Source organism: Paenibacillus sp. Root444D2 (genome assembly GCF_001426375.1).
In the GTDB taxonomy this organism is placed as follows: Bacteria; Bacillota; Bacilli; order Paenibacillales; family NBRC-103111; genus Paenibacillus_E.
The window spans coordinates 19,821-32,010 of record NZ_LMEO01000034.1; the positions used below are offsets into that span (position 1 = coordinate 19,821).

A 12,190-nucleotide genomic window follows, 5' to 3' on the forward strand; every position below is an offset into this window, starting at 1 on the left:
GGAATTCTAACCTTCTATTGAAGCTGTTTGGATGATAATCCAGATGGCTTCTTTGCTTTTGTTTACATGACCTTGGTTTCCGAATAATTTTGCCTATATATGGGAAACTATTGGGTACATGATATCAGAAGGGTGGTGCAGGATGGGGACGATCCGTAGATGGTTAAATGGCATAAAATCAGCTCCAGTCAAGAAATCATCTGATCATCTTAATCATCTTAATCATCCGATTTCGGGGACCCTAGAAGATAACCTAATTATCCTACACGCCTTATTTAGTCATGCCCCAGATCTTGTTACTCGTAAGTTTCAATTAAGAACTGGGGGCAATGCTGTACTGGTTTATTTGGAAGGGCTTATTGATAAATCAGCGATTAATAATAACATCTTAACACCGCTCATCTATGAAATCGAATCGGTTAACGATATTTGGAACTCTTCCATTACGATTGCAAAAACAGAAATTGTAAGCTTATGGTCAGATATTGAAAACTCGATTTTCCAAGGTAAGAGCATCCTGCTTATTGATGGGCAGATGCGTTCGCTTGTTTTACATACGCAAGGATGGCCTCAAAGAGCGATTAAAGAGCCGCAAATCGAATCGACGTTAAAGGGGTCGCATCAAGGATTTGTGGAGACGTCCGGGCAGAATATTGCCCTTATCAGGCGCTATCTTCCTAATCGCGAACTGAAAATAAAAGAATATTTCGTCGGATCACGGGGAAATACGAGAGTTTCTGTGATGTATCTCGAAGATGTTGTACAACCCGATTTCGTGAAAGAAATGGAGGACCGTCTGCTGCAAATTGATGTGGATGCCATTCTAAATACGGGGGAATTAGCGGAATTTATAGAAGATCATCCAATAAGTCTTTTTCCACAATTAATCATGACGGAACGTCCGGATTCTGCAGCAGCTCATATTTTGCAAGGAAGAATAGTCGTCATTGTCGACCATTCACCCAGTGTGATCATTGCTCCTGTGACCTTTTCGGCATTCTTTCAAAGTGTCGATGATTACAGCAATCGCTGGATCATAGCCACTTTTCTACGTCTATTACGTTTTCTAGCCTTAATTACGACGATCTCCTTATCGGCTGTATATATAGCCATTGTTTCGTTTCATTATGAAGTACTACCTTTGGATTTGTTGATATCGATCGGGGAATCCAGAGCAAAGGTGCCTTTTCCTCCGATTGTAGAGGCATTTCTCATGGAGCTAGCCCTAGAGATGTTAAGAGAAGCTGGTTTGCGTCTTCCAGGCCCTATTGGACAAACAATTGGAGTCGTAGGGGGTATTGTCATCGGACAGGCGGCAGTTCAAGCGGGAATTGTAAGTAATATTATGGTGATTATCGTTGCTATCACAGCTATTTCCTCTTTTATTATCCCGGATTACGACATGTCATCTTCTCTGCGATTGCTCCGTTTTCCCATGATGATTATGGCCTCTTTGTTCGGTATGGTAGGCATTGTGATAGGGCTGATGATTATTGGGGCACACCTGATTTCAATGGAATCTTTTGGGATTTCCTATGGAAGTCCAGTTGCTCCAATCCGACTGTCTGATTGGAAAGACGTATGGATTCGGGTCCCCATGTGGAAAATGAAAAAACGCCCGCTCTCAGCTGATCCAACTCAACTACAAAGACAGGGAGCAAACAGAGAAGGTGAAGATCAACCATGAATAAATATTCGTTCAATCAAATTTCTTTGAAACAATACATCTTTATTATATTTGAAACGCAAATCGGGATCGGTGTCTTATCCCTTCCCCGCGATATAGCGAAAACTGCCGGTAAGGATGGATGGATATCCATTTTATTGGGTTGGATATTGTCTATCCTGTTAAGCTTAATCATCATTCGAATTATGGAGAAAAACCCCGAATATACGTTAATCGAACTTTTATCTAAATACTTTGGCAAATGGGTGGGTAAAAGTTTATCTGTTTTTTGGATTCTGTATGCGGCATTTGCAGCAAGTGTGGTTATGTTTTCAACGATCCATATCATAAAGGTATGGATCATTCTGGATATTCGTGACTTTATCTTGATGATCCTGTTCGTCATTCCCATCTATATGATTGCGAAGCATGGAATAAGGGTGATCGGGATCTTTGCTGAGTTAGTTTTTCTGGTTTCTTTGTGGATGCCTTTCTTGTTGTTTTTTGCATTCAAGGATACCCATTGGATTTTCCTTCTTCCAATCGGTAAAGAAGGATTGCTTCCCATTCTGTCTACCGTAAAATCAACGATCATTTCTTTCCTTGGATTTGAACTGGCTTTCATTCTATATCCGTTTCTAAAGGACAAAAAATCCGCGACCAAGGGAATTGTAATTGCAAACTCTTTATCCATGTTTGTATTTTTAATGGTGACAGTTATAAGTTTTGTTAGGTTTTCTCAAGATCAAATTAAAGACTACGCTTATCCCACGCTCAACTTATTGAAGCTCATTCGATTGCCGTTTTTAGAGCGGTTGGAGATCACTTTTCTTTCCTTTTATTTGTTTCTTCTATTTATGACGATCATCCCCTACCTCTACACAGCTGTGCTGGGAGCAAGTCAATTATGCGGCAAGCAGGATCATCGAAATGTTTTACGAATACTCGTGTGCCTATGGATTTTAGTGTCTTTCTTTTTCCACCCTTCTTCTTCCCAAATCATTCAAATAGGCAAACCATGGGGGATGGCAGGTACCTATTTCGCTTTTGTGTTCCCCATTTTGTTATGGATCTACGGATGGTTGTTTCATCTCGCTAGAAAGGAACAGAAACAATGAAGAAATGGCATGGCATTTTCTTAACATGGGCAGCTTTATTATGGTTAACCGGGTGCGGCAAGGCCGTTTATATAGAGACTCAACGGTTTCTTCTTATTGAGGGTATAGATTTTGATGAAGAAAAGAAGTTGGTCGTCTACACTTCAAGTCCTGTCTTCAGTAACGTAGCTAAGGATAGATATAAAATTACAAGCACAACTGCGGATACGATGCGTGAATCGAAGAAAAAACTCGAGTCGAAACTAAGCGGTAATATTGCAGCTGGAAAATTGCAAAGTATTCTTATAGGAAAAAAAATGCTGCAACAAACCAATGTAATACCCTACTTGGATGTCTTCTATCGCGATCCCAAAAATGAAATTAATGCAAATTTGATTGTGGTTGATGGATCTGTGAAAGAGGTGATGTATACGAATATGAGTGATAAAGGCCGAATCGGTGCTGTGATCAAGCAATTGACAGAAAGCACATATAAAAGCAGAATTTCAGTGCTAACTACACTGCTGAAATTCCATCAACAAATGACGGATAATGCAATAACGCCAGGCATAACTGAAATGAGAGTAGAGAAGAATGATCTCGTTATTTCAGGGACCACTCTTTTACATAAAGATGGTACCTATGCTGCTTCTTTGAATAAACAAGAAACTTCTCTACTTCTATTGTTACAGCGCAATAGGAACAATCCTATACCGTTAACGTTTCACCTTCCTCCTGAGATGTTTCATACGGATGAAGAAATGTCTTATGTGAGTTTCAATATGAATAAGGTAAGGGTTAATTTCAAGACAAAGTTCGAAGGAAACCATCTTACCATCGATATCCAGATGAAGGTTCCGATCGATTTAACGGAACGCATGTTTACCTTAGACATGGAAAAACAGAGCAAACTGTTGGAACTAGCGATTGAACAAGAACTAAAGAAAGAATGCCAGGATTTAATCAAGAAAACTCAAAAGCATCAAGTCGACCCCTATGGTTTTGGGATTTATGTGAGAGCGCACGATTATAAAAACTGGAAGAAGGTAGAGGACAACTGGGGAAAAGCTCTATCTGAAGCAACAGTTAATGTTTCACCTAAAGTTGCCATCAAAAGTATTGGAGTTTTCGAATGAACAAATATTCGATGAATCAGATCTCCTTGAAACAATACATCCTTATTATATTTGAAACCCAAGTTGGGATCGGTGTCTTATCCCTTCCCCGCGATTTAGCTAAAACAGCGGGTACCGACGGATGGATATCCATTATATTGGGTTGGATTTTGTCTATGCTGTTTAGCTTGGTCATCATACGAATTATGGAGAGAAATCCCGAGTATACATTATTCGAACTTTTATCTAAATACTTTGGTAAGTGGGTGGGTAAAGGGTTAGCAGTAGCATGGATACTCTTCGCGGCATATTCAGCAATTACAATCATGTTTGCAACGATTCATATCTTAAAGATATGGATCGTTCCGGATATACGGAACTTCATCCTAATGATCCTGTTTATCGTTCCCATCTATATGATTACCAAGCAAGGAATAAGGGTGATCGGGCTCTTTGCTGAATTTGTATTTATGGTCACGTTGTGGATGCCTTTCATGTTGTTATTAACACTAAAGGATATAGAGTGGATGTACCTGCTTCCGATTGGAAAAGGAGGATTGTATCCTGTTCTTTCTAATGTAAAATCAACCGTATTTTCTTTCCTTGGATTTGAATTGGCTTTCATTCTTTATCCTTTTCTAAAGGATAAGAAATCAGCATCCAAGGGAATTGTTATTGCAAATTCCTTATCTATGGTTATCTATTTAACGACTACAATCGTCTGTTTTGTTAAATTCTCTCCAGTTGAGGTGACAGAATACATTTATCCTGTGCTCAACTTATTGAAAGTTATCCGATTGCCTTTTTTGGAACGGCTGGAGATTATCGGCCTGTCCTTTTATTTGTTTATCATATTTATGACGATTATTCCTTACCTCTACACGGCTGCGCTAGGAACAAGTCAATTGTTTGGCAAGCAGGATCATCGAAATGTATTACGAATAAATATGATCCTATGGATCGTAATGTCATTCTTTTTTATCCCTACTTCCTCTCAAATAATTAAAATGGGCGAATCACAGGAGACTATAGGTTTATGCTTCGCTCTTGTGTTCCCCATTTTCCTTTGGATTTACGGATGGCTTTTTCATCGCAGAAGAAAGGAACAACAATTATGAAGAAATTCAGTACCATTTTTTTAACTGTAGTAATTTTATTGTTTGTAACGGGGTGCGGTAAAGCCATTTATTTAGAGAATCAACAGTTTGTTCTTACAGAGGCTATAGATTTTGATGAGAACAATAAGCTAATCGTATACACGTCAACTCCTGTCTTCAACAAAGAAGCCACGGATAGATATAAGATCACTTCAACAAGTGCTAAAACGATGCGCAAATCAAAAGGGGAAATTAATAGTAAGACAAGCGGCAACCTTGCTTATGGAAAATCGCAAAATGTGCTTATAGGAAAAAAACTGCTGCTGCATAGAAACGCATTCCCCTATTTGGATGTTCTCTTCCGCGATTCCCGAAATGAGATTAATGCGAGTGTGATTGTAGTTGATGGGACCATTAAAGATGTGATGTATACGAACATGAGTGATAAAGGCATAATCTCCAATGTGATTAAACAAATGCTAGATAGCGCATATAAGAGCAGGATTACCGTGCAAACTTCACTACAGCAATTTCACCAACAAATGAAGGATAAAGGAATGACGCCTACTTTAACGGAGATGAAAGTAGAGAAAAATGACCTCGTTATTTCAGGTACTGTTCTTTTACATAAAGACGGCACCTATGCGACTTCTTTGAATCATCAAGAAAGTTCTCTGCTCCTATTATTACAGCGCAATGTGAATAACCCTATACCGTTAACGTTTCACTTACCTCCTGAAATGTTCCATACGGATGAAAAGTTGTCCTATGTGGGTTTCAATATAACAAAGGCAAAGCCTAAGATGAAGGCGAATTTTGAAGGTGGCGATCTTACAATCGATATTAAGATGAAGGTTCAGATCGATTTGACGGAGCGCTTGTTTACCTTAGATTTAGATGAGAAGAAAAAACAGCTGGAACAAGTCATTGAAAAAGAGTTGAAGAAAGAATGCGAGGCTTTAATCAAGAAAGCTCAAAAATATCAAGTAGATCCTTTTCAGTTTGGTATCTATGTACGCGCATATCAGAATAAAGACTGGAAGAAGGTAGAAGATAACTGGGCAAAAGCGCTATCTGAAGCAACAGTCAATGTTTCACCTAAAGTAATCATTAAAAGCATTGGTGTTTCTGAATAGTCCTTGAGAAATGTTAATAGGTGATACCTATAAATGCGATAGCTTTTATATCTAAAGAAGAGGGGCTACTTATGATACAATGTTAGCAGTATATAACGATAGTAAATGCTTTCAATAGCAGGTTTACTAATCTAAGGAGTGAATGGCAGTCATGGCAGATGTGAAAAAAATTGCTGTAATCGCTGGAGATGGCATTGGTCCAGAAGTCGTTGCAGAAGCGGAAAAAGTATTGAAACGTACCGAAGAATTATTCGGTTATCAATTTGAAACAGAGCACGCCTTATTCGGCGGGATTGCGATTGATGAGAAAGGGACGCCACTTCCGGAAGAAACGTTGAAGGTTTGCCAATCGGCAGACGCTGTACTTCTTGGAGCTGTTGGCGGACCGAAATGGGATAACAACTCCAAAGAGCTTCGTCCTGAAACTGGTCTTCTCGGTATTCGTAAAGCGCTTGGACTTTTCTCGAACATTCGTCCAGCTTTCATCTTTGACTGCTTGAAAGAAGCTTCCACGTTGAAGCCTGAAGTGCTGGAAGGAACGGATTTGATCGTTGTTCGTGAATTGACTGGCGGGATCTACTTCGGTGAGAAATTCCGTCGTGAAACAGCAAATGGTCAAGAAGCTGTCGATACTTGTGCTTATAATGTTACTGAAATCGAGCGTATTGCTCGTCAAGCATTTGAAATCGCACAGACACGTCGCAAGAAGCTTGCTTCTGTAGACAAAGCGAACGTTCTGGAAACTTCCCGTCTATGGCGCGAAACTGTGAACCGCATTGCGGTTGATTACCCGGATGTTGAGCTAGAGCACGTGCTCGTTGATAACTGTGCGATGCAATTGCTGCGCCGCCCATCCAGCTTCGACGTCATCGTGACTGAAAACATGTTCGGCGATATTCTGAGTGATGAAGCAGCTATGCTGACAGGTTCCATCGGCATGTTGGCATCCGCTTCTCTTGGCGAAGGCGCCTTCGGCTTGTACGAGCCGGTACATGGCTCCGCTCCGGATATTGCAGGTCAAGGCATCTCCAACCCAATCGCAACCATTCTTTCCGTAGCATTGATGTTCCGTTTGACTTTCGGTTACCACGAAGCAGCGGATTCCATCGAGCGTGCAGTGAAAGAAGTGCTGGATGCGGGTCACCGTACAGGCGACATCGCGGTTGACAAGAGCAAAGCAATCGGTACTCTTGCAATGGGCCAACTGATCGTAGACGCTATGCGTAAATAATAAAGAGCTTGCCCGACGAGGCCGTAGAGGCTTCGGGGGGCGAGCTTTTTTTGAATTTTATTGGAGGGTTAGGGATTTTTTGGAGAAATGGAGAAATGGAGAAATAGATTGGAAGTTGCACGGTGTACAACAATTCACACGCCCAAAGGCCATTTTGCAACTTGAAGTTGCAGATTGTACAATATTTTGCTCCCATTTGTTGTGAAATCACCTGTATGGGGTGGAAGTGTTGTACATTGTACAACAACGAAGGGAAAGAAGCGAGATTTAGGAAGCAATTGTTGCATTTTCTACAACATCATTCAACTACGAACCGGATTCATTCATCTCAATTGAGTCTATTTGACGATTGATCCTGATTAAAGACTCCGTCTATTATGAACTTTGTTTTCTTGTTAAGCTTGCTTCGAACATATCAATGATATAGAGGAATCTTTCGGCCTCTCGAAACACATGGTCAGCAAGTAAAGGATGAATGATGCTTTTTATACGACAAGCTTCGATCAAATCCCTTGCAGTCTTTTTGAAATCTCGCAGAGAAACAACAGAAACCCGATTCTGATCAAGGAATTGGTCGAGAAGCGGCTCCGTTTGAGATTGAGGGCGCATTCCGCTTAAATCAACAGCTTGAAAGAGCAGTTGGTCAAAATCTTGACTAAAGTGGCGAGCTTGCTCAACTAGTTGTCGTTCGGACGGATCAAGGAGATGTCCGATGAACTTCGCATGGTCAGCCATTATTCTCAAAAAGAAAACATTTTCATCAATGATTGCATCGGGCAGCGGTTCTAATCGACCAGCATTCAATTCCTCTAATCGATTTCTAAAATAATTGGCCTCTCTACTGGTATGATCAACCAATAAAGGGAAATTGTTACCGCCTGGAAGTTTACATTGGATGATGAGACCTAAAACCCTTCTTTTAAAAGCCCAAATATGGGTTGCCGCTAAGTGAGCTTCCATGTTAAAGCGTATGATCTGCTCAGGATCAGTTAACTCTGTGAATGCATGAGATTTGCCTTCTATTTGTTCAAAAGTATGATAAAAATGATCTGCTTCTTGGATTAATTGCGTATCCTCACACCGAAATCCCAGCTTCAGAAATAAAGAATGCTCTTTCATAATACGTGACCAGAACCGTATCTCATCCAATGAACGACTAACGAACTCATTTGACAATTTTGACACTCTCCTCAAGAAGTAGTCTGATACCCTATGTATAATCTTCACGGGAGGCGCTTATGCAGATGTCGTGAAAATAGGACAACGGATGACTGCGATTGATTTGAGAAGTAAAAAAAGAACAAGGAGCGGCTCGCCGTAGCAAACTACTCATTGCTCTTGTTGGTTTATTTCCTATTACCTAAACTCAGGCGGAGTTCTCCGAGCAACATGCGTTAAAATGGCCGATTCAATCACAGCTTTGCGCACTTGTATCACAACTTGCTCATTGAAAATACTAGGGATAATGTAATGTTCGTTGAGCTCTGCCTCTGAAACGACGGAAGCAATCGCTCTCGCCGCGGCGCATTTTCTACCTTAACGCTCATCTTATTAGCCTCCTAATATAGGGATCTTTGAGCAGAGCTCAAAGTCTCTCCGCTTTGGGATCTTTGAGCAGAGCTCAAAGTCTCTCCGCTTAGGGATCTTTGAGCGGAGCTCAAAGTCTCTCCTTTTATATGTTGAAAAATACTCTTAAAAAAAGAGCCCTCCATGTAATTAGAGGGCCCCACACTGCCTTAAATTTTGCGGGACGTTAATTTAGCTTGTGTAAAGAGCAACAGGTAGTCATAACCGCCTGCTTTGGAATCTGTACCTGACATATTGAATCCGCCAAACGGGTGTACACCGACTAATGCACCTGTACATTTACGATTGATGTATAAGTTGCCGCAATGCACGGTCTCAAGAGCTTCAGCGATACGTTCTTCGTTCGTGGAGAAGTAAGAACCGGTCAAACCGAATTCAGTGTCATTGTACATTGCGATTGCTTCCTGCCAATCTTTCGCTTTCGCAATAGCGAGCACGGGTCCGAAGATCTCTTCTTGCATAATCCGCGCTTTGCCGCTTACATTACCGAACACGGTCGGTTGGATGTAATAGCCGTTTCCTTCAGCCTTCTCACCGCCGGCAAGCAGAGTGCCTTCTTGTTTCCCGATTTCGATATATTCTAAAATTCTTTCGTACGAAGTCTTATCGATAACTGGACCTGCAGCGAAATTGTTTTCTGGCAGCCCGATTTGCAGTTGTTTCGTCAAAACGACTACTTTTTCTATAACTTGGTCATACACGGATTCCACAATAACCGCTCTGGAACCAGCTGAACATTTCTGACCTTGGAATCCAAACGCTGATGCGACAATCGCGGATGCTGCTGCATCCAGATCAGCCGTTTCATCGACGATAATGCCGTCTTTTCCACCCATTTCAGCAACGACGCGTTTGATCCAAATCTGACCTGGAACCGTGTCCGCGGCCAACTTGTTAATGCGTAGACCAACCTCTTTGGAACCTGTAAAGCTAATGAAACGAGTCTTTGGATGTGTCGTCAAGTAATCGCCAACTTCAGCGCCGCTTCCCGGAATGAAATTGATAACACCGTCTGGAAGTCCTACTTCTCGCATCAAAGCAACAAACTTGTGCGCAATGATTGGCGTTGTGGAAGCAGGTTTAAGAAGAACCGTATTACCTGATACAACGGCAGCAGTCGTCATGCCCACGCAAATAGCGAGCGGGAAGTTCCACGGCGGAATAATGACGCCAACGCCAAGTGGGATATAGGAAATTTTATTGTCTTCACCGGCAATTTTGGTTAACGGTTGAGTTTCATTGATTTCGCTCAAACGAATGATTTCCCGAGCGTAGAACTCGATGAAATCAATAGCTTCCGCGGTATCTACGTCAGCTTCTACGTAGTTCTTACCTGATTCCAAAATCATAAGTGCAGAAAATTCATGCTTACGTTCACGCATAAGCGCTGCCGCTTTAAACAAATATTCCGCCCGCTCTTTAACATGAACACGCTTCCAAGATTCGAAAGTCTCCAAAGCAGCGACCATTGCTTTTTCCGCTAGTGCTTGATTCGCTTTGCTCACATAACCAATCACTTCATCCACATTGCCTGGGTTAATGGATTTGATTTTCGCTTCAGTAACTACTTTCTCAGATCCGATATAAAGCGGGTACTCTTGACCTAATTCCGATTTCACTTTCGCAATAGCGGCTTCCATAGCTTGCTTATTTTCATCCAAAGAAAAATTAGTGAACGGTTCGTTTGCATAAGGGGTTACTTTTGTAAATGTGCTCATATTCATTCTCCTCTCCCTTTGCGGGCCTATTTAAACATATTTTTAAGAACAAACCAGGCATTCGCTGGCCGCTCGGCTAACCGTCTCATAAAGTATCCAAACCAATCGACACCATAGGGAACATAGACGCGGACACGGTAGCCTTCTTTAACCAATTGCTTCTGCATCTCTTCACAAATGCCATAAAGCATCTGAAATTCGAATTGATCTCTGGAGATTCCATTCTCACTTACGAATTGTTTCGTGAAGTTGATGATCACTTCATCATGGCTGGCAACAGCCGTATAATGACCATTTTTCAAATGCATTTGAATGATTTTTTTATAATTTTCATCAACGTCTTTCTTTACTGGAAAAGCAACTTGAGGGGATTCCTTATATGCCCCTTTAACAAGACGCAAGTTGGCACTCAGCGCACTCAAATCCTGGATATCTTGCTCCGTTCGGAACAGATAAGCTTGAATCACGATCCCTACATTATCGAACTCTTCTCGAAGCTCCCGGTAAATATCCAGCGAAACTTGGCAGTGCGCGTAATCCTCCATATCAATCCGAACAAAATTGCCATATTGGCGCGCTCGATTCAGAATTCGTTTCATATTGTTTACGCAAAGCTCTCTGCTGATATCTAGGCCGAGTGATGTCATTTTCAAAGAAAGATTGGACTGTACACCCGAGCTGGCAATGGCTTCTAATGTTTGTATGCACATATCAGCGGACAATGTAGCTTCTTCTTCACTAAAGACGAATTCTCCTAGATGGTCTAAAGTCGCGATTCGGCCATCCTTATTGAGCCCGCTTACAGCATCAATGGATTGTTTGATGGTTTCGCCAGCTACGAAGCGGGCGGCTCCAAAACGAAGGCCGTACTTTTTGGCTAATCGATTCGCAGAACGGCTCTTGCCCAATGATTGAAACATGTTTCTCAGCATCATTTCCATGTATGATTCCCCCAGAAGAATTGAACAATGTTGTTTAATTATATGAGAGAAATATACACCATTATTTTTATTTTGAACAGTCATTGTTTAAAAATAATGGGATTCGGATAAAATGGTTGAACATTTTCGTTGAATAACTATTTTCATACACGCTATGCAAGTAGAGATTTGACTACTTCTGGGACTAACCTTTTTCATGATTTATATTTTTTAGAGGGTGGGGGAGGTGACGAAGCTTATTTTCGATAAGATAGTAAGTTACGGATTTATGCTAGGTTAAGTGAAATAGAGTAGTGGAAGAAGTGCATAATCATTTGATTAGGGGCATACATAACTCTAAAATGCGATGGTCATTCAGCTTTTGTGAGTGAAGATAGGCTATATGTTGTATGTTGTACAACAATTCACACGTCAAAAGGCTATATTACAGCTTAAAGTTGCATTTCGTACAACATTTTGAGCATATTTGTTGCGAAATGATCTATTTGGGGCCAAATTGTTGTACATTAGAGTCAATTTCATAATTCAAACCTCTTGCTACATAAGGACTTATAGCGCATTCAAAAACAGTCACCTACCCAAGGCATCCATTAGGTGCCAAG

The 12,190-nt window shown here is 41.1% G+C and carries 9 protein-coding genes and 1 pseudogene; 6 read left to right on the plus strand and 4 right to left on the minus strand.

Features of this window, described 5'->3' with window-relative positions:
• The first annotated feature begins 142 nt into the window (after positions 1 to 142).
• The 6 genes from ASD40_RS18570 (at position 143) to leuB (ending at position 7,342) form a co-directional block, all read left to right on the plus strand.
• Positions 143 to 1,687: a spore germination protein gene (locus ASD40_RS18570; RefSeq protein WP_057304663.1), complete on the plus strand. Its 1,545-nt coding sequence runs from the start codon at positions 143 to 145 to the stop codon at positions 1,685 to 1,687.
• Entirely contained in the window at positions 1,684 to 2,784 is a 1,101-nt protein-coding gene (locus ASD40_RS18575; protein ID WP_057304664.1) for a GerAB/ArcD/ProY family transporter, read from the plus strand. The genes ASD40_RS18570 and ASD40_RS18575 overlap by 4 nt, the downstream gene beginning before the upstream one ends.
• A complete protein-coding gene (locus ASD40_RS18580) occupies positions 2,781 to 3,899 on the plus strand; it encodes a Ger(x)C family spore germination protein (RefSeq protein WP_057304665.1) in 1,119 nt (372 codons plus the stop codon). Before ASD40_RS18575 ends, ASD40_RS18580 begins: the two co-directional genes overlap by 4 nt.
• Positions 3,896 to 4,996 (plus strand): GerAB/ArcD/ProY family transporter, encoded by a 1,101-nt coding sequence (locus tag ASD40_RS18585; protein WP_057304666.1) that lies wholly within the window; start codon positions 3,896 to 3,898, stop codon positions 4,994 to 4,996. The genes ASD40_RS18580 and ASD40_RS18585 overlap by 4 nt, the downstream gene beginning before the upstream one ends.
• Positions 4,993 to 6,111, plus strand: coding sequence for a Ger(x)C family spore germination protein (locus ASD40_RS18590; RefSeq protein WP_057304667.1), 1,119 nt, complete (start codon positions 4,993 to 4,995; stop codon positions 6,109 to 6,111). Before ASD40_RS18585 ends, ASD40_RS18590 begins: the two co-directional genes overlap by 4 nt.
• A gap of 151 nt (positions 6,112 to 6,262) precedes the next feature.
• Positions 6,263 to 7,342 carry a 3-isopropylmalate dehydrogenase gene (leuB, locus tag ASD40_RS18595; protein ID WP_057304668.1) on the plus strand — a complete coding sequence of 360 codons (1,080 nt, stop codon included), beginning with the start codon at positions 6,263 to 6,265 and terminating at the stop codon, positions 7,340 to 7,342.
• A 375-nt stretch (positions 7,343 to 7,717) separates the two neighbouring features.
• On the opposite strand, the gene ASD40_RS18600 is transcribed toward leuB, so the two are convergent.
• From ASD40_RS18600 to ASD40_RS18610, 4 genes and pseudogenes are all read right to left on the minus strand, one after another.
• Positions 7,718 to 8,518 (minus strand): DUF2935 domain-containing protein, encoded by an 801-nt coding sequence (locus ASD40_RS18600; protein WP_057304669.1) that lies wholly within the window; start codon positions 8,516 to 8,518, stop codon positions 7,718 to 7,720.
• A gap of 180 nt (positions 8,519 to 8,698) precedes the next feature.
• Positions 8,699 to 8,872: pseudogene (locus ASD40_RS38705) on the minus strand (NAD-dependent malic enzyme); the annotation flags it as partial.
• Positions 8,873 to 9,078: 206 nt separating this feature from the next.
• Positions 9,079 to 10,647 (minus strand): L-glutamate gamma-semialdehyde dehydrogenase, encoded by a 1,569-nt coding sequence (pruA, locus tag ASD40_RS18605; RefSeq protein WP_057304670.1) that lies wholly within the window; start codon positions 10,645 to 10,647, stop codon positions 9,079 to 9,081.
• Between the two features lie 26 nt (positions 10,648 to 10,673).
• Positions 10,674 to 11,588 carry a proline dehydrogenase family protein gene (locus ASD40_RS18610; protein ID WP_057304671.1) on the minus strand — a complete coding sequence of 305 codons (915 nt, stop codon included), beginning with the start codon at positions 11,586 to 11,588 and terminating at the stop codon, positions 10,674 to 10,676.
• Positions 11,589 to 12,190 lie beyond the last annotated feature (602 nt).